Genomic DNA, 26,051 nt, shown 5'->3' with positions numbered 1-26,051 from the left:
CGTTTCTGATCACTCGTCGCCCATGCGCAGGGCGGCCATGAAGGCTTCCTGCGGGATGTCGACCTTGCCGTAGGTGCGCATGCGCTTCTTGCCCGCCTTCTGCTTTTCCAGCAGCTTCTTCTTGCGGGTCACGTCGCCGCCGTAGCACTTGGCCGTCACGTCCTTGCGCAGCGCGGCGATGGTCTCGCGCGCGATCACCGAACCGCCGATGGCGGCCTGGATCGGGATCTTGAACATCTGGCGCGGGATCAGGTCCTTCAGCCGTTCGCACAGCATCCGTCCGCGCTCGTAGGCCCGGTCCTTGTGCACGACCAGCGCCAGCGCATCGACGGGCTCCGCGTTCACCAGGATCGACATCTTGACCATGTTGCCTTCGCGATAGCCGATCATCTCGTAGTCGAAGCTGGCATAGCCGCGGCTGACCGACTTCAGCCGGTCGTAGAAGTCGAATACGATCTCCGACAGCGGCAGTTCGTATTCCACCATGGCGCGGCTGCCGGCATAGGTCAGGTTCACCTGAATGCCGCGCTTCTCCTCGCACAGCTTCAGCACCTGACCCAGGTAATCGTCCGGACACAGGATCGTCGCCTTGATCCAGGGTTCCTCGATGGCTTCGATCTTCACGGGATCGGGCATGTCCGCCGGGTTGTGCAGTTCCGTCAGCGTGCCGTCGGTCATGTGCAGCTTGAAGATCACCGACGGGGCCGTGGTGATCAGGTCCAGGTCGAATTCGCGCTCCAGCCGTTCCTGCACGATTTCCATGTGCAGCAGGCCCAGGAAACCGCAGCGGAAGCCGAAGCCCAGCGCGGCAGAGCTTTCCGGTTCGAAATGGAAGCTCGAATCGTTCAGGCGCAGCTTGGCGAGGCTGTCGCGCAGGTCCTGATAGTCGGACGCGTCCACGGGGAACAGGCCGCAGAACACGACGGGAATCGACGGCTTGAAGCCGGGCAGGGCGGTCGCGGTCGGCTTGCCTTCCAGCGTGATCGTGTCGCCAACATTGGTTTCGGCCACGGTCTTGATGGAGGCGGTGAAGAAGCCGATCTCGCCGGGGCCGAGTTCATCGACGGTCGCCATCTTGGGGCTGAAGACACCGACGCGGTCGATCTGATGCGTGGCACCGGACGACATCATCTTGATCTTCTGGCCCTTTTTCATGATGCCGTCGTGCAGCCGGACCAGCACGATGACGCCCAGGTAGGAATCGTACCAGCTGTCCACCAGCAGGGCCTTCAGGGGCGCGTCCGGATCGCCCTGGGGCGGCGGAATGCGGGCAATCAGTTCCTCGATCACGTCCGGCACGCCTTCGCCCGTCTTGGCGGAGATGCCGATGGCGTCCGACGCATCGATGCCGATCACGTCCTCGATCTGCTCCTTCACCCGGTCCGGTTCGGCGGCCGGCAGGTCGATCTTGTTCAGCACCGGCAGGATTTCGAGGTCGTTCTCCAGCGCCAGATAGACGTTGGCGAGGGTCTGCGCCTCCACACCCTGACTGGCATCGACCACCAGCAACGCGCCTTCACAGGCTGAAAGGCTGCGGCTGACCTCATAGGAGAAATCGACATGGCCGGGCGTGTCGATCAGGTTCAGCTGATAGATCTCGCCGTCTTTCGCCTTGTGCAGCAGGCGCACGGTCTGCGCCTTGATGGTGATGCCGCGCTCGCGCTCCAGGTCCATGGAGTCGAGCACCTGCTCCTGCATCTCGCGGCTCTGCAGGCCGCCGGTCATTTCGATGAGCCGGTCGGCCAGCGTCGACTTGCCGTGGTCGATGTGGGCGATGATCGAGAAATTGCGGATGTTTTTCGGGTTCATGAAGCCGCTATTTAGTGGCTTCCAAGGGTGCCGTCCATGGGCATTTCAGCCCACACGGGCTTCGGGTTTCGCGGACGGTTTCCCTTGCAGGCCGGATCATCCCGCTGCGCTGGCGTTCATCCATTCGATGATGCTGCTGTTCAGGTCCGCCGCGTAGGTGTGACTCAGGTCTTCGATCTCGCGATAGGTCACGCGGGCACCGGCACCTTTCAGCCATTCATGCGCCTGTCGGGCCATGTCGGCTGGGAACATCCAATCCTGCGTGCCATGGACGATGTGGACGGGCAGGCCGCGGACCCTGTCCGCATCGGCGAACGCACCCAGCATCGGATGGAAGGCCGCGGAGAAGGGCGCCAGATGCGTGAACGGTGAGTCGGCCAGCAGGCCGGAGACGTAGGAAAAGGTGCCCCCGTCGCTCATGCCGGTCAGCAGCATGCGCGCGGGGTCGATGGACCAGCGGCCCTGCGCGAACTCGACGACGCGCTTCAGATGCGGCGTGTCGATGTCATCGCCCTGCAGGGCCCATGTGCTGCCCAGCGACGTCGGTGCCAGCACAATCGCCCCGTGACTGCGTGCCGTGCGCAGCCAGCTCCACAGGAAACCCCGGCCCCGGCCCGCGCCGCCGTGCAGGGCGACAATCAGCGGGCAGGGCTGGCGGGGATCGTGGTTCTCCGGGACATAGGTCCAGACGGTCTCGCGGCTGTCGAGGTCCGGTCCGTAGGCCTGCACGCCGGTGCCATCGGGCGCAACGCCGGAAAGGGACTGAACCAGCGCTTCATCGTTCCGGCTTTCCGGTTCCAGGAAGAACCGGCTCACCGGTGCCAGAAAACCGGCGACCGGATACAGCGCCTCCAGCGCGCGGGGCAGGCGACGCAATGCCTTGTAGGCCTGGAACACAGGCTGTTCGGCACCGGGGGCCTGTGCCAGTTCGTCGAACGCGGCGAGAACCTGATCCGCAGACCGGTCGAGCTGCGCGCCCAGCGGTGCGAGGTTCTCGGGCCACGGGGAGGGGGCGGTGCGCGCTTCGTGCAGCATGTCCCCTGCTGCACCCCGGCTGTTGACCACAGCCTCGATGGTCGCCGGATGCAGGTGACGTGAGATCAGCGACAGGCGTTCGAGGCTGGGCAGCAGCGGTTGCAGGATCGCCGATAAGCGTGCGCCGTTCGCATCGGCTGTCGACGCTTCGCCGGCCTGCTCGTCGCCATCTTCGGACATCTGGTCTCACCCTCCGGGAGATGACAGGAACATGGAATTGGTCGATTGTCGCCGGAAGCTGCGGCAAATGACAGGACGAACATGCCCGATCAATCCCTGCGCGATTTCATCCACCGGCTGGAACAGGCCGGTGATCTGGTGCGCGTCACCGAGCCCGTCTCCACCGAACTGGAAATGACCGAGATCCAGACCCGTCTGCTGGCCGAGGGCGGTCCGGCGGTCCTTTTCGAGAACGCGCGCAACCCGGATGGTTCTGCGGCGGAGATGCCGGTTCTGGTGAACCTGTTCGGTACGGTTGATCGCGTCGCTATGGGCATGGACCGCAAGCCTGGGGAGTTGCGCGCCGTCGGCGAGATGCTGGCGTTCCTGCGCCAGCCGACCCCGCCCGAGGGGCTGCGTGATGCCATCGACAAGTTTCCCCTGCTGAAAACGGTACTGGCGATGAAACCGCGCACGAAGGGATACGGTCCGGTTCACGACGTCATCCAGACCGGTGACCAGATCGACCTGTCGAGCCTGCCGGTGCAGACCTGCTGGCCGGGCGAGCCGGCGCCGCTGATCACCTGGCCGCTGGTGGTGACCAAGGGACCGTCGGGCAAGGGCACGGACGATTTCAATCTGGGCATCTACCGGATGCAGGTGATCGGGAAGAACAGGACGATCATGCGCTGGCTGAAGCACCGGGGCGGGGCGCAGCATCATCAGCGCTGGGCGAAAGAGAACCCGGAACCGCTGCCTGCCGCCGTGGTGATCGGTGCCGATCCGGGCACCATTCTGGCCGCCGTCACGCCGGTCCCGGACACACTGTCCGAATATCAGTTCGCCGGGCTGCTGCGCGGCAGGAAGGTCGATCTGGTGGATTGCCAGACCGTGCCGCTGAAGGTACCCGCCGAGGCCGAGATCGTGCTGGAGGGTCATGTCAGCCTGACAGAGTATGCCGACGAGGGGCCGTACGGCGATCACACCGGCTATTACAACGCGGTCGAGAAGTTCCCGGTGTTCACGGTCTCTGCGATCACACGGCGCAAGGATCCGATCTACCTGTCCACCTTCACGGGCCGCCCGCCCGACGAACCGTCGGTGCTGGGCGAGGCGCTGAACGAGGTCTTCGTGCCGCTGCTGATCCAGCAGTTCCCCGAGATCACCGACTTCTGGCTGCCGCCCGAGGGCTGTTCCTATCGCATCGCCGTCGTTTCGATGAAGAAGGCCTATCCCGGCCACGCCAAGCGCGTGATGCTGGGCGTCTGGTCCTATCTCCGCCAGTTCATGTACACGAAATGGGTGATCGTCGTGGATGACGACATCGACGCGCGCGACTGGAAGGACGTGATGTGGGCCATCTCGACCCGGATGGATCCGGCGCGGGACATCACGCTGGTCGAGAACACGCCGATCGATTACCTCGATTTCGCCAGTCCCGAAGACGGCCTGGGCTCGAAGATCGGGCTGGATGCAACGAACAAATGGCACCCGGAGACGAAGCGCGAATGGGGCACGGAGATCCGCATGACCGACGATGTGATCGAGACGGTCACGGAGAAGTGGTCGCGGCTGGGCCTGCCGGGTTCGGGCAAGCCGATATGGAAGTAGGCCGATTGCCGATCTCAACCGGTTGAAATCGGCGCGTTCCCGGTTATATTCCGGGCACTTTTTGGAGAAGGTTCCGGCTGCGTCCGCCCTTCTGACCAGCCTCCCTTCTATGATGGAGCCCTTACATGTGGATTTCACCCGCCTATGCACAGTCCGGCGGCGACGGCGGAGGGCTGATGACCTTCCTTCCGCTGATCCTGATCTTCGTCGTCTTCTACTTCCTGCTGATCCGTCCGCAGCAGAAGAAGGCCAAGGAACACCGCGCGATGGTCGACAATGTGCGCCGTGGCGATGATGTCGTGACCGGCGGCGGCATCATGGGCAAGGTGACCAAGGTCAAGGACGACAACACGATCCAGATCGAAGTCGCCGAAGGTGTCCGCATCAATGTCGTCAAGGGCACCCTGTCGGATGTCCGGTCGAAGTCCGCGCCTGCCGCGAACGATACCACGCCGGCCGGCAAGTCCGACGGCGAGAGCGGCGGCATCATGGGCAAGCTTGGCTTGAAGAAATAGGCCGGATCTGACGACCGGTGCGTTGAGACCAGGACAGGCGGTTCGCTGAATGCTGCATTTCGAGAAATGGAAGGTCGCGGTGATCACCGTGATCTGCCTGTTGGGGCTGATCTACACGGCACCCAACTTCGTGGACCAGAGGACGCGGGATTCCATTCCCGACTGGCTGCCGAACCAGTCGATCAACCTGGGTCTCGACCTGCAGGGTGGCTCGCATCTGCTGATGGAAGTCGACAGCGAGGCGGTGATCGAGGATCGCCTGACCGACATCGTCGAATCCATCCGCAACCAGTTGCGTGAAGTCCGTCCGCGGATCCAGCGTTCGGGATTTCGCGTCGATGACCTGACGGTCTCGTTCGAGGTGCGCGACCCCGCGCGAATGGATCAGGTTCTCGGAATCGTGCGCGACATCGCCAATTCCGGCAGCAATGCCGGCCTCGTCGGTACCGGTGGGCCCGAAGTCGAGGTCACCAACGACGGCAGCACCGTTCGCGCGACCCTGACCGATGCCGGCGTTCAGGAACGTCTGACCTCGGTCGTTCAGCAGTCGGTGGAAATCCTGCGCAGCCGTGTCGATGAACTGGGTGTCTCCGAACCGACCATCCAGCAGCAGGGCAGTGACCGGATCATCGTTCAGGCCCCGGGTATTGACGCCGAGACGCTCAAGAAGATCGTCGGCACGACCGCGAAGATGAGCTTCCATCTGGTCGACATGCAGGCCGATCCTTTCGCCGACAAGGTGCCTGCGGGTTCGATGAAACTGTTCCAGGAACCCGAGACCGAGGGCGGCCAGCCGATCCCCTATGTGATCCGCAAGAAGGTTGAGGTGTCCGGTGAGCATCTGGTGGACGCGCAGCCGACCTTCGATCAGGGCCAGCCCGTCGTGTCCTTCCGTTTCGACAGTGTCGGTGCCAAGCAGTTCGGCAAGACCACGCTGGAAAATGTCGATCGCCTGTTCGCCATCGTGCTGGATGACAGGATCATTTCCGCGCCGCGCATCAATTCCCCCATCCTGCAGGGATCGGGCATCATCACCGGCGGCTTCACCGTCCAGTCCGCCAACGAACTGGCGATCCTGCTGCGCGCGGGTGCGCTGCCGGCACCGCTGACCATCCTGGAAGAGCGGACGGTCGGTCCGGACCTGGGTGCCGATTCGATCGCCGCCGGCAAGCTGGCCAGCATCCTGGGTTTTATCGCCGTCATCGTCTTCATGTTCATTGCCTACGGCCCGGTCTTCGGCCTGGCGGCGAACACGGCGCTGATCACCAACCTGTTCCTGATCCTGGGTGCGCTGTCGAGCCTGCAGGCGACGCTGACCCTGCCGGGTATCGCCGGTATCGTTCTGACCATCGGCATGGCGGTCGATGCCAACGTGCTGGTGTTCGAGCGTATCCGCGAAGAACTTCGCAATGGCCGCTCGCCGCTGAATGCAGTCGAGGCCGGCTACAAGCGTGCCTTCACGACCATCGTCGATGCCAATGTCACCACGGGCTTTGCCGCCGCGATCCTGTTCACCATGGGCTCCGGTCCGGTGAAGGGCTTCGCCGTCACGTTGGGACTCGGCATCATCAGTTCGATGTTCACGGCGATCCTGTTGAGCCGCCTGATCATCGCCACCTGGCTGCGTCGCAAGCGGCCTTCCACGCTCACCGTCTGACTGGAGCCAGCACATGATGCGTCTCAAGCTGGTTCCGGAAACCACCAGCATTCCCTTCATGAAGTTCCGCATGATCGCAATTGCGATCTCGGCGGCTCTGATCCTGCTGTCGGCAGGGCTCTTCTTCGGCATGGGCCTCAATCGCGGCATCGATTTCGAAGGCGGTATCCTGATCGAGGTCGGCACGGAAGGTCCTGCGGACATATCCGCGATGCGTTCCACCCTTGGCGGGCTCGGTCTTGGCGAGGTTGCGCTGCAGGAGTTCGGAGCCAGCGACGACGTGCTGATCCGTATCGAACGTCAGGAAGGCGAAGCGGAGGCCCAGCTTGCCGCCGTCGATGCCGTCAAGGCAGCGCTGGAACCTGAGAACCCGGGCATTTCCTACCGCCGTGTCGAATTCGTCGGTCCGAAGGTCTCCGGTGAGCTGGTCGAATCCGCATTGTACGCTGTGCTGACGGCCGTCGTCGCCATGCTGCTCTACATCTGGCTGCGCTTCGAATGGCAGTTTTCGGCGGGTGCCGTCGTCGCCATCGTGCACGATGTGATCCTGACCATCGGCCTGTTCGCGATCACGCGGATCGAGTTCAATCTGGCCTCGGTCGCGGCGATCCTGACCATCGTCGGCTATTCGATCAACGATACCGTCGTCGTCTATGACCGCGTCCGGGAAAACCTGCGCAAGTACAAGCAGATGCCGCTCAGCGAACTGCTGTCGCTGTCCATCAACGACACGCTGTCGCGTACCGTCATGACCTCGGTCACGACCCTGCTGGCTCTGTTCGCGCTGTTCTTCTTCGGCGGCGAGGTCATTCGCGGGTTCTCGGCGGCGCTGATCTGGGGTGTCCTGGTCGGCACCTATTCGTCGATCTTCATCGCGGCGCCCCTGCTTCTGATGCTGGGCCTGCAGCGTGGCGCGCGCGACGACGAGGAAGCGGAAGAAGAACCGGAGACCGTCTGATGGACCTGATGCCGGACATTCCGGCAGGCCGCCAGGTTCTGGAGGCCTATGGCGACGGCGGGTTCCGTGTGACCGGGCAGCGTTACGACGGATCAATCATCGTGACGCCGGACGCGACCGTGGGCTGGGACGTGGCGGAGATCAGCGCGCTGGAATCCGGCAGTCTCGCGCCTATCATCGAACGCGCGGATGCCATCGAGGTCCTGTTGCTGGGCTGCGGATCATCCATGGCCTTCGTCAAGCCGGACCTTCGGGCCGCGCTGAAGGAACATGGCATTTCCGTCGATCCGATGGACACGGGCGCGGCCTGCCGGACCTACAACGTGCTGATGGCCGAGGACCGCAAGGTCGCTGCGGCGCTGATCGCCATCTGATTCCGGGTCAGACCCGCCCGGGCGTGCAGAACGGCAGCGGGGTTTCGGTCGCCTCACGCGTCCCGTCAGGTGTCTCGACGCTGTATGAAGCGCTGTCCGGCACCGTGTTCTCGATGATCGCGATGGCGATGTTCCGCTGCAGGCGCAAGGAGAACACGGCGATGGTGCAGACACCGACCTGCTCGCCATCCGCCAGCACCGGCCAGTGTTCCTCCGCTGTAGGCAGCCTCTCGCCGTCGATGAAGAGACCGGTTCGGCGGCGGGCGATGCCTTCGTCACGGATCCGGCGCAGCGCTGACTTGCCCACGAAATCCGGTTCCATGTCCAGATTGATGAACTTGCCCAGTCCCAGTTCGAGGCCGTTGGTGTCCGGCCTTGTATCGGTGCCGTAGGAGAGCAATCCGCTTTCGACACGCTCCACCGTCGTGGGCGTGCCCGGACCGATGTCGAACGGCTGCCCGGCTTCCTTGACGAGGTTCCAGAGATCTTTCCCGCGCGTGCCATCCTTCAGATAGATCTCGAAGCCGCCCTGATGGCTCCAGCCGGACCGGGCCACGACGACCGGGATCCCCGCGATGACCGTCTCGTGAAACGCGAAATAGGCCAGGCTCCGGACCCAGTCGCCGAAGATGGAGGCGGTGACGTCAAAGGATTTCGGTCCCTGAATGGCCAGCGGCGACACGTCCGGTTCGGTGATCTCGACATCGAGACCCAGACCGTAGGCGACCCCGCGCGCCCACAGCCAGATGTTGCTGTCGGCCAGAGACAGCCAGTAGCGGTCGTGGTCCAGCTTCAGCAGCACGGGATCATTCAGCAACCGTCCCTGCGCGTCGGAGATCGGGGCATAACGGCCCTGTCCGATCCTGATCTTCGAGACGTCGCGCGGGACCAGAAGCTGCGTCATGCGCGCTGCATCCGGACCGCTGATCTGCGCCTGCCTCTCGACCGACACGTCCCACATGGAAACACCGTCGATCAGCCGCCAGTATTCCCCTTCGGGATCGCCGTAGTGGGCAGGCATCAGCATCTGGTTATAGGTGGTGAAGGCCTTCACCCCGTCGGCGACCGTACAGTCGAAGAAGGGTGATTTCCGGATACGCGCGTTGTAGCTGATGTCGAACGTCATGATCGTTTCCCGCTGGCCGTCTGTTGCGCAATCTGACGCATAGATCGGAGCGGCTGGGAATGCCAGATTGCGTCGTGATGAAGGGTTTGCGCGACATACAGCCCATGGTGGCCTCTTTTGCGGTCATCGCGATGCTGCTGCATGCGGCGTTCTGGGTGTCCTGCGCGCTCCAGTTCCCCCCGGGAACGGTATCGACGGCGCAGTCGTCATTCCTGATTCCGATCTGCACGCCAGACGGTATCGAGGTCCGGAGCATCGACTTCGCCGGGGAGGCGGATGCCTCCGGAGACGGCAATGCCACGCCGTCCGAATGCCCGGCCTGTTCGCTGGTTTGCGGTACGGACGTGCAGACGGCAGAGGCAGGACTTCTGCTGCCCGCCAGCCTGACCGAACGTCTGCCTGCCGCCATCATCGAAGCGGATTTCGAGGCGTCGCTGCTGGCCCGATCCGCCATTTCGCCCCGTGCGCCGCCGGTGTCTGTCGCAACCATCTGAGTTTCGACAAGAACACTGAACCGAAGGGGCCGTCGCGGTCCGGAGCGAGAGAAAAAATGAGCAAACAGAATTTTTTGGCCGGTCACCTGATCGCCACCGTCATCCTGATACTGGCGAGCGTCACTGCCGCCCATGAATACAAGGCCGGGGATATCACCATCGGGCACCCCTATGCCTTTGCCAGCATCGGCAAGGTGCCGAACGGTGCAGGGTTCCTGACGCTGGAAAACGCGGGCGAGGCGGATGCGCTGATCGGTGTGACGTCGGACTTCGCGGCCCGCAACGAACTTCACACCCACCTGCACGAGGACGGCAGGATGATGATGCGGCCCGTCGAGAAGATCGAACTGCCCGCAGGCGAGACCGTGAAGCTGGAGCCGGGCGGACTGCACCTGATGCTGATGGGGCTGAAAGCGCCGCTGAAAGCCGGTGAGAAGAAGACGGTTACGCTGATCTTCGAGAAGGCAGGCGAAGTCGATGTCGAGCTGTCGATCGAGGAACGCGGCTCAGGGGCCGAGACGAAGCATGACGGACACGGCGAGAAGAAGCCGTGACCGTTCCAGCCCCGTGAGTGCTGCTGATTCCCTGCAGCGCGGTGTATGTGCCGGCTGCGGGGAAGATGGCTGAGGTTCGACGCCGATCAGCGGCCTATTTGGCAGAGATCTCTTCGCAGGTCAGGAGTGTGACCTCGCCGTCGAGCAACGGCTCGGCGATGGCGAAGAATTTCGCGACCGTCTCGGAGTTGTTGTGCCGGTCCATGGCGGCCTGATCGGTGAAACGCTCGTAGGTGGTGAAGGTGCCGGGCGCGGCCGGATCCTCGGAAATGAAGAAGCCGATGGTATCCGGCTCGTTCGCCTTCACGTTGGCGGCAACGGCAAGCAGGCCTTCTCTCATTTCGGCTTCATGGCCCTTCTTCGTGCGGATGATGGCGGTGATGGTCAGCATGATGTTCTCCCGTTCCGTCTCGATTTGCATGGTTCTTGATCAGAAGCGTGCTGAACAAATGATACATGCGCTCAAAGATTGAGCCGCGCCATGTAGCGCTTGACTCGGCCCAGCGCAGGCCGGACGATCCCCTCATACCACGCTGAAAACCCGGTGAGTTCAACTCGGATCCCGGGGATGGCATGGCGTATTATGTTCACGGCAGCCGGCATGGTCCGGGTCGTTCTTCGATGGGTGGGGTGCTCGAATGGGCTGGCTAGTCGCGATCATTGTGGCGATCATCATTCTGGTCGTCGGAATTCTGTTCCTGAACCGTTTCTACAAGAAGGGCAGCCGCGAGGTCGCGCTGATCCGGACCGGTTTCGGCGGTCAGCGCATCGTGATGGAGCGTGGCTGTATCGCGCTGCCGATCATCCACCGGATTTCCGAAGTGAACATGAAGACGATCCGGCTGGAGATCGAGCGCAAGGGCGAGCGTTCGATCATCACCAACGACCGTCTGCGGGTGGACGCCGCCGCCGAATTCTACGTGCGGGTGAACCCGTCGGAGGAAGGCGTGACCACGGCCGCGCAGGCGCTGGCCGGGAAATCCTTCAGGGCATCGGAACTGGCCGAGACGCTGGATGGCAAGCTGGTCGACGCCCTGCTGTCGGTTGCGGCGCGCTACACGATGGACGAACTGCAGGACAGGCGCGGCGAGTATGTCCGCGAGGTGTCCGAGGCACTGGCACCGACGCTGGCCATGAACGGCCTGCTGCTGGAGAACGTGGCGCTGACCCGTCTGGACCAGACGCCGTTCGGCACGCTGGATGAGAACAACGCCTTCAACGCGGTCGGCATGCGTCGCCTGTCCGAGATCATCGCGACATCGAAGAAGGAGCGCGCGCGGATCGATTCCGAAGCTGACGTGGCCGTCCGTCAGAGCCAGCTGGAAGCGACCAAGCGGCGGTTCGTCATCGAACAGGAATCGGAACTGGCCCAGCAGGAACAACAGCGCGAGATCGAGAGCCGACGCGCCGAGAGTCAGGCCGAGATCGCCGAACAGCAGGCGTTGGCCGAGCGCCGCCGGGAGGCCGCGCGCATCGAACGCGACAAGATGGTCAAGCAGGCCGAGATCGACCGCGACAGCATGGTCCGTCGGCTGGAAGTCGAGAGCGAGATGAACACGCAGACCGCCCGCCACGAGCGCGAGGTCGCGCTGGCCGCGAAACGCATCGACGAGGCCAGGGCCAAGGCGGCGGCGCTGCTGGAAGAGGCCAAGAAGGTCGAGGCCGAGGCGGGTGTCGAGACCGCACGGGTCATCGCCGAGGCCGAGCGGCAGAAGGGGCTGGCCCTGATCCGCGCGAAGGAAGAGGCCGAGGTCGACGACACGCGGGTCGCCAGCGAGACCGGTACCATCACGGCGATGGCGAAGGCCAAGGCGGAAGCGACGGACATCAGTTCCACCGCCAAACGGATCGAGATGCTGGCCGAAGCCGAGGGCCGCCGGGCGCTGGTCGAAGCCGAGAACGGACAGAGCGAACACCTGATGCGTCTGAAGCTGGACATGGCGAAGATCGCCGCGCTGCCTGAAGTGGTGTCGCGGATGACCAAGCCGGCCGAGAAGATCGACAGCATCCGCATCAATCACATCTCGGGCTTCAACGGATCATCCGGCGGCGAGGGCGGCAGCGCCTCCGGCGGCGGCAGTGGCGACGGCGGCGCACCGATCAACCAGGTCGTGGACAGCGTGCTGGCCATGGCGCTGCAGCTGCCCGCGATCCGCAAGCTGGGCGAGGACATCGGCATGAATGTCGGCGACGGCCTGAAGGGCCTCACCGGTACGCTGGACGAGGATTCGCCGAAGAAGGCCGAAGACAACTAGGATCCGCCAGCCTGTGAGGGGCTGTGCATGAATGGGCTCCTTCAGGGGCCGGATGGTGGACCGCAAGGTCCGAACAACAGGGAGTGGTCAACAATGAGCACGACACGCAGGACATTTCTGAAGGGCACGGCGGCGACGGCAGCGGCGCTGTCCGCCCCGGCAATTCTGGGCAAGGCAGCCGCCGCGGACCCGATCAAGCTGGTCAGCATTCTGGACCAGTCCGGTGGCCTGGACATCTACGGCCGTCCGATGGTCGCGGCGACCGAGATGGCGGTGGCCGAGATCAACGAGGCCGGCGGTCTGCTGGGCCGGCAGGTCGATCTGACCATGTATGACCCGCAGTCGACGATCCAGCTCTACACGCAGTACGCTACGCAGGCGGCGGCGTCCGACCGCGCCGATGTCGTGCACGCGGGCATCACCTCGGCCTCGCGCGAGGCGATCCGCCCGACGCTGGGCCGGTTCCAGACGCTGTATTTCTACAACGTGCAGTACGAAGGCGGTGTCTGCGACCGCAACGTCTTCTGCACCGGATCGACCCCAGCGCACACGGTCGAGAAGCTGGTCCCGCACGTCATGAAGAAGTGGGGCAAGAAGGTCTACATCGTGGCGGCCGACTACAACTACGGCCAGATCATTGCCGACTGGGTCCAGAAGTTCGTGAAGGAACAGGGCGGCGAGACCGTCGCGGTGGAATTCTTCCCGCTGGACGTGACCAACTTTGGCCCGACCATCCAGAAGATCCAGGCGGCAGACCCGGACCTGGTCTGGTCCGCACTGGTCGGCGGAGCCCACATTTCCTTCTACCGCCAGTATGCGGCGGCAGGCATGAAGGGCAACATTCCCGTGGCGTCCACCACGTTCGGTCTGGGCAACGAGCACCAGTCGATCTCGGCGGAAGAAGGCAACGGGATGCTGACGTCCTACACCTACTTCCAGGAACTGGACAATCCGGTGAACCAGGCCTTCGTGAAGCGCTTCCAGGAGCGCAACGGCGGCGCGGATGCGCCGTATCTGAACGAACTGGCCGTGCGGTCCTACGAGGGTATCCACCTCTGGGCCGAAGGTGTGAAGAAGGCGGGTACGCTGGACCGGATGGCGGTGATCGAGGCGCTGGAAACGCCGGTCAGCTACAACGGACCCAGCGGCACGATCGCGATCGAACCGAAATCGCATCACGCCACGCTGAACGCCTACATCGCCGAGGTACAGGATCAGAAGTTCAACGTGATCGAGAGCTTCCCCGATCAGGATCCGAAGGACACGATGCTGGTCTGCGATCTGGAGAAGAACCCGACCGAGGCGAAGTTCTACTTCGAGAACGGGCTGAAGGCGGCGGGCATCGAATAGCTCCGGCGTCTCCTCTCGAAGGAAGGAAAACCGATCTTGGACCTTTACGTCGCCCTCGGGCTGCAGATTGTCTACGGCATCGCCAACCTGGTGCTCATTTCGCTCGGGTTGGCGATCATCTTCGGCATGATGCGCGTCATCAATCTCGCGCATGGCGAGTTTCTGATGCTGGGCGGCTATACGGTCGTCATCACCACCAACGCCGGGGTCAACGTCTGGATAGCGATGTTGATCCTGGCGCCGGTGGTGGTCGGCGTGATCGGTGTGATCGTGGAACGGGTGATGATCCGTTTCCTCTACGGGCGGATGATCGACACGCTGCTCGCCACTTGGGGGCTGTCGCTGGTTCTGATCGGACTGGTGACGACGATCTTCGGGGCGCAGACCGCGACCACGGTATCGCCGCCCATCGGGGCCGTTCATATCGGGCGCTTCACGTCGTCGGGATATGAGCTGTTCCTGATCGGCGTGACGGCGGTGCTGGCGATCCTGGCCTATTGCGCGCTGCGCTACACCAAGATCGGGTTGATCGCGCGCGGGACGATGCAGGGTGCCGAGATCGCCTCGGCGCTGGGCGTTTCCACCAAGCAGATCTATGCCATCACCTTCGGCGTGGGTGCGGCGGTGTCCGGCCTTGCCGGTGGACTGCTGGCTCCGGTGACCGGTGTCTTGCCGACCATCGGCGCGACCTACATCGCCAAGGCCTTCATCACCGTGATTGCCGGCGGGCAGGCGATCCTGGCCGGTACGCTGTCAGCCTCGACCCTGCTCGGCGGGGTCAATTCGGTGCTCAGCTACATCACCGGCCCGACGGTCGGCGAAGTCGGCATGCTGATGCTGGCCATCGTCCTGTTGCGTCTCATGCCGCAGGGCATCACCTCGAAACTGTTCCGGAAAAGCCTGTGAACCGAGCCCGCGAGAACCGCTGGCTGGTCATCCTGGGGGTGATTTCAGTCGTTTTCCTGTTCGGCGCGCCGGAAGTGCTGGAACTGTTCACCATCATCAACCTGACCACGGCGATCGCGCTGGCGCTGCTGGCGCTCAGCCTCGGCCTCGTGTGGGGGTATGGCGGTATCCTGTGCTTCGGGCAGACGGCGTTCTTCGGCCTCGGGGCATACGCCTATGTCGTGGCCGCGATCAATTTTGGGGGCACAAGCTGGGCGGTCGTGGTCGCCATCCTGGTGGCCGCGGGTTTCGCAGCCGTTCTGGGGTATTTCGTCTTCTACGGACGCGTTTCGGATGTCTATCTCGCGGTCATCACGCTGACGGTCTCGCTGATCTTCTACAATCTGATGCGGCGCACGTCGGGGCCGGAATACAAGATCGGCGATGCCCTGCTGGGCGGGTTCAACGGCATCAACGCGCCACCGCTCAATGTGCCGGGGGACGCTTCGTGGTTCCTGTTTCCTGAAGACCTGTTCTACGTGGCGATGACCGCGCTGATCATCGGCTATTTCGGCTGTGTCTGGCTGGTGCGCAGCCACTTCGGCCGTGTGGCCGTGGCCATTCGCGAGAATGAGCTGCGCGCCGAACTGATCGGCTATGACATCCGCCTGAACAAGCTGCTGCTGTTCACCATCGCTGGGGGCATCGCCGGTGCGGCCGGCGTGTTGTTCGCCAACGGTGTGGGCCGGGTGACGCCCGACCTGTTCAACCTCTACAACGCCGCGCTGACCATCATCTGGGTGATCGTCGGCGGGCGGGGAACCCTGATCGGCCCCATCCTCGGGGCATTCGGCATGTTCTACCTGACCAGCACGCTGGGGCAGCAGAGTTCGATCAACAACAATCTGGTGCTGGGTGTCATCCTTGTCATCTTCGTGCTGCTTGTGCCGCGCGGTATCGTGCCCAGCGTGATCGACCTCTGGGATCGGCGTCGCGGGCATCGCGGTGCGATGGCGGGACAGGGCCGGAGACGCCGCCGACGCAACCGGTCCGCGACGGAGGCTCATGATGAAGGGTGAGATCGTCGTCGAGACGCGCGGCATGTCGATGCACTTCGGCGGCGTGGTTGCCGTCGATCAGGTGGATTTCACCCTGCGCGAGAACGAACTGCGTTGCCTGATCGGCCCGAACGGCGCGGGCAAGAGCACGTTCTTCAAATGCCTGACCGGACAGTTGAAGCCGACGTTCGGCGATGTGGTCATACGTGATCTCAATGTCAGCCGCGCGCACAGCCACGAGATCGCGGGACTTGGCGTCGGGATCAAGACGCAGATCCCCAACGTCTTCGAGGGGCTGACGGTCCACGAGAACATCTGGCTGGCGGCGCGGCGCTGGCACGACGGGCGGCGCGCGCGCACCCTGGTCGATGATACGATCGAGCGCATCCGGCTGGGCGACATCCGGCGCATGGTGGTCAACGAACTGTCGCACGGCCAGCGGCAGTGGGTTGAACTGGGCATGGTCATCGCCGCCGAGCCGTGGCTGGTGCTGCTGGACGAACCCGCCGCCGGCATGACCCATGACGAGGTTCTGCTGACGGCGGAACTGATCCGCGAAATCAACAAGACCGCTTCCCTGATCGTGGTCGAACACGACATGCAATTCATCCGCATGATCGCGGACAAGGTCACGGTGTTCCATCGCGGCGCGATCCTGATCGAGGACACGATGGACGTCGTATCCGCCGATCCCAGGGTCCGCGAAGTCTATCTGGGGCACAAGAACCAATGAGCAGCGAATCCATCCTGACAACCAAGGGACTGCGCGCGGGCTATGGCCGGGTGCCGGTGCTGCACGGCATCGACATGGAAGTCGGTGACGGCGAGATCGTCGGTGTGCTGGGCCACAACGGCATGGGCAAGACCACGCTGCTGAAGACGCTGTGCGGGATCATCCGCCCGACCGGCGGCCGCATCGACTTCGATGGCATGGACATCACCCGCGACCCTGCCCACGAACGCAGCCGCATGGGGATCGGTTACGTGCCGCAGGGGCGGGGCATCTTTCCGACGCTGACGGTGACCGACAACCTGCGCATGGGCATCGCCGCGCACAACGCCGACGAACGTGAGGCCGTGGAACGCATGGTCGCCGAGTTCCCGCGGCTTGAGCCGATGATGGACCGCATGGGCGGTGCCCTGTCCGGCGGCGAGCAGCAGATCGTGGCGCTGGCGCGCTGCCTGATCAGCGACCCGGATCTGATCCTGCTGGATGAACCGACCGAGGGCATCCAACCGTCCATCGTCGATGACATCGCCGAACTGCTGGCCAAGCTGCGCGACGACCGCGGGATTTCCATCGTTCTGGTCGAACAGAATCTCGAATTCATCAGCAGCCTTTCCGACCGGATCCTGCTGTTGCAGAAGGGCGTCGTGACCGGAGAGGTCGACGCCTCTTCCGGCGACGAGAGCCTGATCGACGAATTCACCGGTTTCGGTGCCGCAGGCGGTGCGTCGTCGCGCCCGTCCGTCCGGCCATCGCAGCCGGAACCCGCCGCAACCGGCAGGACGATCCCGTCTGCCGACGGCAAACGGGGCGTATCTTCCGCGCGACCGACGCCCATACAGGAGGCGATCTACATGACCGTCAGACGACCGACCCTTGCGCAGATGCGCGCCATCGTCGAGGACTTCGGCATGTACATGTCGGACGACCGCATCAGCGAGTTCCTGGAACTGATGGAACCGAACATGCAGTCCTACGATCTGATCGATGCGGAGCCTGATTTCCTGCCGCCCGTCGATTATCCGCGCACCGCCGGATACCGTCCCGGTTCCGACGAGAACGCGATGAACGCCTGGTACGTGAAGACCGAAGTGAAAGGTGCGCCACGCGGTCCGCTGGCGGGCCGGACCGTTGCACTGAAGGACAATGTCTGCCTCGCCGGTGTGCCGATGATGAACGGGTCGTCCACCCTGAAGGGCTATGTCCCCGATGTGGATGCGACGGTCGTGACACGGCTGCTGGATGCCGGGGCGATCATCGTCGGCAAGGTGCACTGCGAGCACTTCTGCCTGTCCGGCGGCAGCCACACCAACTCGACCGGACCGGTCCACAATCCGCACAAGCGCGGCCACACGGCAGGCGGTTCCTCGTCCGGCTCCGGTGCCGTGGTCGGCGCGGGCGAGGTCGACATGGCCATCGGCGGCGACCAGGGCGGCTCGATCCGGATGCCCGCCAGCTTCTGCGGCTGTTACGGCATGAAGCCGACGCACGGGCTGGTGCCCTATTCCGGCGTCATGCCGATCGAGAACACGATCGACCACACGGGACCGATGACCCAGAACGTCTATGACAACGCCCTGATGCTGGAAGTCATCGCCGGAGAGGACGGGCTGGATCCCCGCCAGTACGCGCCGCAGGTGGACAATTACACGGCGGCGGTGAACCGCGGCGTCGGCGGGCTGCGCATCGGCGTGCTGAAGGAAGGGTTCGGGCGCGAGGAGTCCGAACGCGCCGTGGACGACGCCAACCGGGCGGCGGCTGAGAAGTTCCGGGAGATGGGCGCGACGGTCGATGAGATTTCCATCCCGATGCACAACATGGGCACGGCAATCTGGACGCCCATCGCGCTGGAAGGCCTGACCAACCAGATGATGAACGGCAACGGCATGGGCACCGGCTGGGAAGGGCTCTATGTCACCAGCCTGCTGGACTATCACGCCAACTGGCGGCAGCGGGCGGACGAACTCTCTGACAGCCTGAAGATCTCCATGATGGTCGGGCAGTATTTCCTGAAGCATCATCGCGGTCACTATTATGCCAAGGCCCAGAACCTGTCGCGGAAGCTGCGCGCGACATACGACAAGATGCTGAGTGCCTACGACCTGCTGCTGATGCCGACCACGCCGATGGTGGCGCCGCCGATCCCGGCGCCGGATGCACCGCTGTCGGAATATCTGCAGCGGGCTTTCGAGATGCTGAACAACACGGCACCCTTCGACACCACGGGCCACCCGGCGATGGCCATTCCGTGCGGCATGTCGAACGGGTTGCCGATCTCGATGATGCTGGTCGGCAAGCACTACGCCGAAAGCACGATCTATCAGGCCGCGGGCGCGTTCGAACGCGCCGGCGACTGGCGCAAGATGTGATGGGCAAGGCCGCCTTATCCGCTCCATCGTCTCCTTCCCCACGTGAGGGGGAGGTGGCCGCCGAAGGCGGTCGATGGAGGATAAAGCCGGAGGCTATTTCTACTGCCGACGTTTCTTCGGCTTCGCCCAATTCACCCCCATCCCAACCTTCTTCCCTCAAGGGGGAAGGAGAAGCTTTCGCTGTATCCGTCCAATGACGGCGCCCATCGGCGGACGTTCGCACGTCAAGGGCAGGACCGAACCGGAGTTGCGGCGGGAAACGGTCTCCGGCCTGCTGCATCGCGCCGTGCGCAAGTGGCCCGACCGCCCGGCGGCGGTGTTCCGCCAACAGCGGGTGCGCTGGACCTGGACAGAGTTGAACGCGCGGGTCGAGCGTCTGGCCGCGGGTCTGCTGTCCCTCGGGCTCTACCCCGGCGATCGCGTCGGGATCTGGTCGCCCAACCGCCCCGAATGGCTGGTGGCCCAGTTCGCCACGGCGCGGCTGGGGCTGATTCTGGTTAACATCAATCCGGCCTACCGAAGGTCGGAACTGGAATATGCGCTGAACAAGGTCGGATGCACTGCCCTGATCACGGCGACGAGATTCAAGACCTCGGACTATCTCCGGATGCTGTACGATCTCGCGCCGGAACTGGAGACCAGCGCGCCCGGACGCCTGAATGCGCAGAAGCTTCCGAAGCTGAAGTCTGTGATCCATCTCGGGCGCGGTGAACAGAAGGGCATGTTCCGCTACGAGGACGTCATGGCGCGGGGCCGCGCGGCCTATCGCAGCCGCCTTGACGGCATCGAAGCGCGTCTGCGTGCCACGGACGCCATCAACATCCAGTTCACGTCCGGGACGACGGGTGCGCCGAAGGGCGCGACGCTGACCCATCGCAACATCGTCAACAACGGCTATTTCACCGGTGCAGCGATGGCGCTGACCGAACAGGACCGGCTTTGCATCCCGGTGCCGCTCTATCATTGCTTCGGCATGGTGCTCGGCAATCTGGCAGCGACCGCGCACGGGGCCTGCATGGTTTTTCCTGGCGAAAGCTTCGATGCAGGCGACACGCTGAAGGCCATCGAGAAGGAACGCGTGACCGCCCTGCACGGCGTCCCGACGATGTTTCTGGCGATGGTCGAACACCCCGATTTCGCGAGCTTCGATCTCTCGTCGCTCCGGACGGGCATCATGTCCGGCGCACCCTGTCCCGTCAGCCTGATGCAGCGCGTCACGCGCGACATGAACGCCGAAGAAATCACCATCGCCTATGGCATGACCGAGACCGCGCCGGTGTCGTTCCAGACGGCCATCAACGATCCGGTCGAACGGCGGACGGGCACGGTCGGCAGGATACAGCCGCACGCCGAGGTCCGGATCGTCGATCCCGAGGGCAAGACGGTTCCGGTCGGGCAGGAAGGCGAGATCTGCACCCGCGGTTATCTGGTCATGCAGGGCTACTGGAACGATCCCGAGCAGACGGCAGAGGCGATAGACAGCGATGGCTGGATGCACACGGGCGATCTGGGGCGGCTGGACGCGCAGGGGTACGGCAACATCATCGGCCGGGTGAAGGACATGATCATCCGGGGCGGGGAGAACATCTATCCGGCGGAGATCGAGGAGTTCCTGCGCCGGCATCCGGGCATTGCGGACGTCCAGGTCTTCGGCGTGCCCGATGACCGTTTCGGCGAGGAAATCTGTGCCTGGATCGTGCCGCGGGCCGGTGAGAAGATCACGCTCGACGACGTGAAGGCCTTCTGCGACGGCGAGATCGCACACTTCAAGGTGCCGCGCCACGTGCGCACGGTCGCCGAGTTCCCGATGACCGTCACGGGCAAGGCACGCAAGATTGAGATGCGCGCCTCGATGATGAAAGAACTTGGACTTTCGGATAAGGTGACGGCCTGACGGCACACGAAAACGACGGACGCTGATATGGATCAGGACGACATCGAACTCGGCGGTGATGACGCCAAGGTTTTCCTCTCCTATTCACGCAAGGACCGGGACCGCGCCCAGCGCATCGCGGACGTGCTGCGCGAGCGCCATTTCGGCGTCTTCAAGGACACCGACGACATTCTGCCGACCGAGGAGTGGAAGGGCCGGCTGGAACAGTTGATCGAGGAAGCGGATACGATCGTCTTCCTGCTCAGCCCGCATTCTGCCGCGTCGGAAGTCTGTGCCTGGGAGGTCGAGTACGCCACGTCGCTGAACAAGCGGATCGCCCCGATCGTCATTGAGGAGGTCGAGGGCAAGGACATTCCGCCCCTGCTGGCGCGGCTCAATTTCATCTTCTGCACCGAACGTGACCGGTTCGAGGATGCGGTCGACAGTCTGGTTTCGGCCCTGAATGTCGATATCGACTGGATCCGGGAGCACACGCGCCTCGCAGCACTTGCCAGACGTTGGGATGAGGCGGGGCGGCCGGCGCGACTGCTGCTGCGCGGTCAGGACATCGCTGATGCCGAACAATGGCGCGACACGCATCCAAAGGACGCGCCGGAGGTCACGCCGCTACAGGCGTCATTCATCTCGGAGAGCCGCCGCGCCGCCGCACGGCGCCAGAGATCGTGGGTCTTCGGTTCCATGGGGGTCGCCGCCGCCACGATTGCGCTGGCCGTGTTCGCCTGGTTCCAGAGTGTGGAGGCGGATCGTCAGCGGATTGCCGCCGAGGAGCAGCGCACGATCGCCGAGCAGAACGAGGCAGAAGCGGCGCGCCAGCGTGACGTCGCGGAGCAGCGCAGGCAGAATGCGCTCAGGTCCCTGGCGGCGGACAGGCTGCGTGCGGGAGACCGGGCCGACGGTCTGAGAACCCTTCTCGACCTCGATCCGGGGCCGTCGAAGACTGTCGTGAGCGTGCTCAGTGCAGGTCTGACACCAGCCGGTGACATTCAGATCGGAGATTTCGACGGCTTCACCTTCATGCTGAATGACTCCCTTTACCTGTATCGTCACAGCGACCGCACCTTCGTTCCGCTTCCCGGCTTCCCCGCTTCGAGGTTCATACCGCTGGATGGGGCAACCGCGCTGGTGTCGGATACCGGCGCCATTCGCCTTCACGGCCATGACGGCGATCTGAGAGCCGAGGCCGCGCCGCGCCGGGCGATCCGACCCTGCGCCGTGAACAAGAAGGCGGATGGTGGCGTCAGGCTTTTCGGCACCTATGCGCCCGGATACAGCGCCTGCAGCATCCGCATCACTTCCACGGAAATCACGGCAGCCGGTATTGCCGAACCGGACGTGGGCAGCGTCTGCGAGGACAGGCTGTTCGATATCACCGGCTGGCGGGAACCGTCGGTTTCGGTTGCCGACATGGGGGATGTATGCACGCCGGTCTATCAGGACGGTGTTGCTGATCGCAGCGGCTTCGAGGGCGCGCTGGATGTTCCGCGCCCTGTCGAGCGCATTGCGTTTCCGCAGTCCGTCCGGGAAGGAGCGATCTGGCAGGCGATGCAACCGATAGACGGCATCGCAACGACCCGCCGGATGATCCAGCGCATCAACCTGCACAGGCAACTGACGAAAAGTCAGAAAGAACTCTTCGGCATCAATCAATTTGCAGGAGCCGAGGCTGGCTGGTTCGTGCTTCCCGAGTTCACCGTGAACGCTGAAATTTCGGTCGTTTCCGGGATCGTGGACTGGGGTGGCACGGGTGGGGAGTCCGATCTCATCTGTTTCGGACCGCCGGACGCGCGGATGACGTGCACCTCTTTCCATCATTTCGGAGGCTACAACGGGTATCGCGTCAGTGCGCAGGGCGCGCTCATCGCTTTCGGGATCGATCTGACGAACGAGGACGTGGATGCGCCGCCTGCGAACGTCTGGATTGCCGGTGATGCCGTGTCTCCACTGGTGGCGGTCGAGGGCATCGGGTCCTTCGGGGAGGTGCTGGATGCCGACTTCGGTCCGGACGGTCGGCTGGCGTTGCTGACCGAGAGTACGATCATCCTCTATCGCCTGTCAGACGATGCGCGCGAACTGATGATCCGTCCGGAGGGGGCCGGTGCGATCGAATGGCTTTCCACAGGAGAACTGGCCGTGATGGCCGAGACGGGGCTGCTGCACATGGGCTTGCCCGGTGAGGGGTTCGAGGCTGTCCGCCTGTTCGAGACCAGCCGGATGCGGCCTGATGATCCGGAGGCGGAACCGCATCTGCTGTGGCTGCGCGAGAGCGATTCGGGCGGCTTCCTGGGTGTCGCCGTCAGCGATGCCTTCCTGCTGCTGGACCCGGTGACACGCGCGCCCCTGACATCGGCGGTCAGGGTTCCCGATCCGCAGATGTCTCACGGCGGGGCCGGGGTCCGCATCACGGTGCATGAAACCGGTGAGGTGGTTCTGAACATCAACGGGCGGGCGTTCCGGCGCCGCGCGGCGCTGGATGACACACCTGTTGCCGAACTGATCGATCCGCAGGCACCGCTGAAACGTGATCAGTGACCGCCCGGCTGTCCCGCTGTCCTGCGGACGAACCTGCGGCCGCAGTAGGGGCAGTCGACGTGATCCTTCGAACCCATCTCCAGATAGACGGTGGGGTGACCCAGCGCGCCGCCGCCGCCGTCGCATGAAACGCGGTGGTCTGTGGTTTCGATGGTTTCTGCTGCGGCCATGGTGTCCTGCTCAGGTGATGTTGTTCCGGCGGGCGCGATCATAACCTCTGCCACGCGTGGCGCAATCGGCGAGAGGCTGCTAAAAGCCCGGTTCTTGATTTTCACGGGAGCCCGCCTTGTCTGAATCGACGCCCGGCCACGATGCCATTTCAACGACCGACCTGCGCAAGACCTATCGCGGCAAGAAGGGCGATGGCGTCAAGGAAGCGTTGAAGGGGATCGACCTGTCGGTGCCGAAGGGGTCCTTTTTCGGGCTGCTGGGGCCGAACGGGGCGGGCAAGTCGACGTTCATCAACATCCTCGCCGGCCTGGTGAACAAGACCAGCGGCCATGCCGAAATCTGGGGTCGCGATATCGACCGGCAGCCGCGTCAGGCGCGTGCCGCCATCGGCGTGGTCCCCCAGGAGCTGAACCTGGATGCCTTCTTCACGCCGCGCGAGGTCGTTGAGTTTCAGGCCGGTCTCTATGGCGTGCCGCGCAGGGAACGCGCGACGATGGAGATGCTGGACGCCATGGGGCTGGCCGACAAGGCCGACGTCTATTCGCGCACCCTTTCGGGCGGCATGCGGCGACGTCTGCTGGTCGCCAAGGCCATGATCCACCGCCCGCCTGTGCTGGTGCTGGACGAACCGACCGCCGGGGTGGATGTGGAACTGCGGCAGCAGCTCTGGGGATATATCCGCAAGCTGAACGAGGACGGCACGACCATCGTGCTGACCACGCACTACCTGGAAGAGGCGGAGGAACTCTGCGACCACATCGCCATCATCAGCCAGGGCGAACTCGTGGCCAGCGAACCGAAAGCAACCCTGGTCGCGCGCCTGGATCAGAAGACGATTGCGATCCGTGTCGACGGGGATGTCGGTGCACTGCCGGAAGCGCTGTCTTCCCGCGGGGCGACGATCGACGATTTCGGGCGTATCGCCCTGTCATACCGGCCATCGGAATCATCGATCGGTGATCTTCTGAACGCGGTCAGCGAGGCCGGATACCGGATCGTCGACATCTCGACCGAAGAGTCGGATCTGGAAGACGTGTTCCTGTCGATCACCCGGGCGACGCCGGACGCCGCCGCGTGACGGCCGATGCGCAGCTTCCCCGATCATCCGGACTGCTCTGGGATGTCACGCGTACCCTGAAACTCGCCGGGCCGGTGATCGTCGCCCGTTCGGGTGTGCTGATCATGATGGCCGTCGACACGGCGATGACCGGACGCGCGGGCGGCGACGAGCTTGCCGCGTTCGGTATCGGCCTGTCGCCGACAATCGCGCTGACGATGCTGGGACTCGGTTTCCTGCTGGGGGTGTCGATCCTGACCAGCCAGGCCGACGGGGCCGGTGAGCCGGCGCGCTCGGGCACGATCTGGAAGACGGGTCTGTGGCATGCGGGGCTGCTTGGGCTGGTGTTCGTCATCCTGTGCCTGTTCGGCGAGGAACTGCTGCTGCTGATCGGGCAGTCGCCGGTCCTGTCCGAGAACGGCGGACGGGTGATGCAGATGCTGGGGTTCGGCATGCCCGCCGTGCTGATCTTCGTGACATGCTCCTTCTTTCTGGAGGGGCTCAGCCGACCGCTGCCGGGCATGCTGATCATGCTGGGGGCGAATGTCGTCAATTTCGGCCTCAACTGGGTGCTGATCTACGGCAACCTCGGGTTCAGCGGCATGGGTGCCGAAGGCGCCGCACTGGCGACCACCTTGGCCCGCTGGATGACGGCCTTCGTCATCCTTGGCTACATCTGGTGGATGCGGGACCGGGACCGGTTCGGAATCCGCAACAGTCGCGGTGACTGGGCCGTGGGCAGGCGGCTGCGCCGTCTCGGCTATCCCATGGCGCTGGCCATGTTCGTCGAGGTCGCCGCCTTCATGGCCATGACGCAGATGGCCGGATTTCTGGGTAATGACGCGACCGCCGGATATCAGATCGCGCACAATCTGGTGGCGCTGGTGTTCATGTCGGCCATCGGACTGGGGGCCGCGACCGGCGTGCGCGTCGGGAATGCGGTCGGGCGGCAGGACCCGGCGGGTGTGCGCGGGGCCGGGCTGGCCGGCATCGGTCTGGTGGTTGTGATCATGGCCGTGCTGGGCAGCTTCTTCCTCACCATGCCGGAGGTGCTGGTGAACGTCTATTCGGGCGATCCCGCCGTGGCCGCCTTCGCCCTGCCCGCGTTGGCCGTGGCCGGTTCCATGATGATCTTCGACGGCACCCAGGCCGTGCTGGTCAATGCGTTGCGCGCGCTGGGCGATGTCTGGTTTCCGATGGGTGCGCAGATCGTCGCGTTCTGGATCCTGGCCGCCCCGGTATCCTGGGTGCTCGCCTTCGAGATGGGCTACGGCACGGCCGGGCTGATGGGCGGCATCTACGTCGGTGTGGTCGCGGCGACGCTGATCAACGGCGCCCGTTTCCTGGTGATGGCGAAGCGCCCCCTGCGGCGGTCCTGATCCGCGCGTCGTTGCATCCGCCCCAATTCCGCCGCATGTTGGTCGAATTGGCGGCACGGTTCGCTGTCAGGAATGATCCTCATAC

Annotated in this window: 22 protein-coding genes; 17 read left to right on the top strand and 5 right to left on the bottom strand. The window is 64.0% G+C overall.

The window, feature by feature from the left end; translation table 11 throughout:
• Window positions 1-9: 9 nt before the first annotated feature.
• Window positions 10-1,809, bottom strand: coding sequence for a translation elongation factor 4 (gene lepA, locus ACN0X7_RS10460; protein WP_417516894.1), 1,800 nt, complete (start codon window positions 1,807-1,809; stop codon window positions 10-12).
• A 96-nt stretch (window positions 1,810-1,905) separates the two neighbouring features.
• Window positions 1,906-3,024: a phospholipase gene (locus ACN0X7_RS10455; RefSeq protein ID WP_417516892.1), complete on the bottom strand. Its 1,119-nt coding sequence runs from the start codon at window positions 3,022-3,024 to the stop codon at window positions 1,906-1,908.
• Between the two features lie 81 nt (window positions 3,025-3,105).
• Between ACN0X7_RS10455 and ACN0X7_RS10450 the strand changes: the two genes are divergently transcribed.
• From ACN0X7_RS10450 to ACN0X7_RS10430, 5 genes are all read left to right on the top strand, one after another.
• Window positions 3,106-4,614 (top strand): UbiD family decarboxylase, encoded by a 1,509-nt coding sequence (locus tag ACN0X7_RS10450; RefSeq protein WP_417516890.1) that lies wholly within the window; start codon window positions 3,106-3,108, stop codon window positions 4,612-4,614.
• Window positions 4,615-4,739: 125 nt separating this feature from the next.
• On the top strand, window positions 4,740-5,129 hold the full coding sequence (gene yajC / locus ACN0X7_RS10445; RefSeq protein ID WP_417516888.1) for a preprotein translocase subunit YajC: 390 nt from the start codon (window positions 4,740-4,742) through the stop codon (window positions 5,127-5,129).
• A 49-nt stretch (window positions 5,130-5,178) separates the two neighbouring features.
• Entirely contained in the window at window positions 5,179-6,786 is a 1,608-nt protein-coding gene (gene secD / locus ACN0X7_RS10440; protein ID WP_417516886.1) for a protein translocase subunit SecD, read from the top strand.
• 13 nt (window positions 6,787-6,799) lie between these two features.
• A complete protein-coding gene (gene secF / locus ACN0X7_RS10435) occupies window positions 6,800-7,744 on the top strand; it encodes a protein translocase subunit SecF (RefSeq protein ID WP_417516884.1) in 945 nt (314 codons plus the stop codon).
• Entirely contained in the window at window positions 7,744-8,118 is a 375-nt protein-coding gene (locus ACN0X7_RS10430; RefSeq protein ID WP_417516882.1) for an Mth938-like domain-containing protein, read from the top strand. The genes secF and ACN0X7_RS10430 overlap by 1 nt, the downstream gene beginning before the upstream one ends.
• A 7-nt stretch (window positions 8,119-8,125) precedes the next feature.
• Here the strand turns inward: ACN0X7_RS10430 and ACN0X7_RS10425 are convergent, their stop codons facing one another.
• Window positions 8,126-9,244: a glycine cleavage T C-terminal barrel domain-containing protein gene (locus tag ACN0X7_RS10425; RefSeq protein ID WP_417516880.1), complete on the bottom strand. Its 1,119-nt coding sequence runs from the start codon at window positions 9,242-9,244 to the stop codon at window positions 8,126-8,128.
• A 59-nt stretch (window positions 9,245-9,303) separates the two neighbouring features.
• Between ACN0X7_RS10425 and ACN0X7_RS10420 the strand changes: the two genes are divergently transcribed.
• Both ACN0X7_RS10420 and ACN0X7_RS10415 read left to right on the top strand, forming a co-directional pair.
• On the top strand, window positions 9,304-9,738 hold the full coding sequence (locus ACN0X7_RS10420; protein ID WP_417516878.1) for a hypothetical protein: 435 nt from the start codon (window positions 9,304-9,306) through the stop codon (window positions 9,736-9,738).
• A gap of 56 nt (window positions 9,739-9,794) precedes the next feature.
• Window positions 9,795-10,292: a copper chaperone PCu(A)C gene (locus ACN0X7_RS10415; RefSeq protein WP_417516876.1), complete on the top strand. Its 498-nt coding sequence runs from the start codon at window positions 9,795-9,797 to the stop codon at window positions 10,290-10,292.
• A 94-nt stretch (window positions 10,293-10,386) separates the two neighbouring features.
• Here ACN0X7_RS10415 and ACN0X7_RS10410 read toward each other — a convergent pair whose 3' ends face one another.
• Window positions 10,387-10,683 carry a putative quinol monooxygenase gene (locus ACN0X7_RS10410; RefSeq protein WP_417516874.1) on the bottom strand — a complete coding sequence of 99 codons (297 nt, stop codon included), beginning with the start codon at window positions 10,681-10,683 and terminating at the stop codon, window positions 10,387-10,389.
• A gap of 247 nt (window positions 10,684-10,930) precedes the next feature.
• On the opposite strand from ACN0X7_RS10410, the gene ACN0X7_RS10405 reads away from it, so the two are divergent.
• From ACN0X7_RS10405 to ACN0X7_RS10370, 8 genes are all read left to right on the top strand, one after another.
• Window positions 10,931-12,547 carry a flotillin family protein gene (locus tag ACN0X7_RS10405; protein ID WP_417516872.1) on the top strand — a complete coding sequence of 539 codons (1,617 nt, stop codon included), beginning with the start codon at window positions 10,931-10,933 and terminating at the stop codon, window positions 12,545-12,547.
• A 93-nt stretch (window positions 12,548-12,640) separates the two neighbouring features.
• A complete protein-coding gene (locus tag ACN0X7_RS10400) occupies window positions 12,641-13,897 on the top strand; it encodes an ABC transporter substrate-binding protein (RefSeq protein ID WP_417516870.1) in 1,257 nt (418 codons plus the stop codon).
• 36 nt (window positions 13,898-13,933) lie between these two features.
• On the top strand, window positions 13,934-14,803 hold the full coding sequence (locus tag ACN0X7_RS10395) for a branched-chain amino acid ABC transporter permease (RefSeq protein ID WP_417516868.1): 870 nt from the start codon (window positions 13,934-13,936) through the stop codon (window positions 14,801-14,803).
• The gene (locus tag ACN0X7_RS10390) at window positions 14,800-15,861 is read left to right on the top strand and encodes an ABC transporter permease subunit (RefSeq protein WP_417516866.1); all 1,062 of its coding nucleotides are present in this window, start codon (window positions 14,800-14,802) and stop codon (window positions 15,859-15,861) included. Before ACN0X7_RS10395 ends, ACN0X7_RS10390 begins: the two co-directional genes overlap by 4 nt.
• Window positions 15,848-16,573, top strand: coding sequence for an ATP-binding cassette domain-containing protein (locus ACN0X7_RS10385; protein ID WP_417516864.1), 726 nt, complete (start codon window positions 15,848-15,850; stop codon window positions 16,571-16,573). The genes ACN0X7_RS10390 and ACN0X7_RS10385 overlap by 14 nt, the downstream gene beginning before the upstream one ends.
• Window positions 16,570-18,936, top strand: coding sequence for an amidase (locus ACN0X7_RS10380; protein ID WP_417516862.1), 2,367 nt, complete (start codon window positions 16,570-16,572; stop codon window positions 18,934-18,936). Before ACN0X7_RS10385 ends, ACN0X7_RS10380 begins: the two co-directional genes overlap by 4 nt.
• 193 nt (window positions 18,937-19,129) lie before the next feature.
• Complete coding sequence (locus tag ACN0X7_RS10375; RefSeq protein ID WP_417516860.1) at window positions 19,130-20,830, top strand: AMP-binding protein; 1,701 nt, start codon at window positions 19,130-19,132, stop codon at window positions 20,828-20,830.
• Between the two features lie 27 nt (window positions 20,831-20,857).
• Window positions 20,858-23,359: a toll/interleukin-1 receptor domain-containing protein gene (locus tag ACN0X7_RS10370; RefSeq protein ID WP_417516858.1), complete on the top strand. Its 2,502-nt coding sequence runs from the start codon at window positions 20,858-20,860 to the stop codon at window positions 23,357-23,359.
• On the opposite strand, the gene ACN0X7_RS10365 is transcribed toward ACN0X7_RS10370, so the two are convergent.
• Complete coding sequence (locus tag ACN0X7_RS10365) at window positions 23,353-23,529, bottom strand: zinc-finger domain-containing protein (RefSeq protein ID WP_417516856.1); 177 nt, start codon at window positions 23,527-23,529, stop codon at window positions 23,353-23,355. The two genes, ACN0X7_RS10370 and ACN0X7_RS10365, sit on opposite strands and share 7 nt — an antisense overlap.
• Window positions 23,530-23,645: 116 nt before the next feature.
• On the opposite strand from ACN0X7_RS10365, the gene ACN0X7_RS10360 reads away from it, so the two are divergent.
• On the top strand, window positions 23,646-24,608 hold the full coding sequence (locus ACN0X7_RS10360; protein ID WP_417516854.1) for an ABC transporter ATP-binding protein: 963 nt from the start codon (window positions 23,646-23,648) through the stop codon (window positions 24,606-24,608).
• Window positions 24,605-25,966: an MATE family efflux transporter gene (locus tag ACN0X7_RS10355; protein WP_417516852.1), complete on the top strand. Its 1,362-nt coding sequence runs from the start codon at window positions 24,605-24,607 to the stop codon at window positions 25,964-25,966. The genes ACN0X7_RS10360 and ACN0X7_RS10355 overlap by 4 nt, the downstream gene beginning before the upstream one ends.
• Window positions 25,967-26,051: the final 85 nt, after the last annotated feature.

The organism is Minwuia sp., assembly GCF_048263705.1.
Classification (GTDB): Bacteria; Pseudomonadota; Alphaproteobacteria; order Minwuiales; family Minwuiaceae; genus Minwuia.
This window is presented reverse-complemented; position numbering and strand designations above follow the sequence as displayed.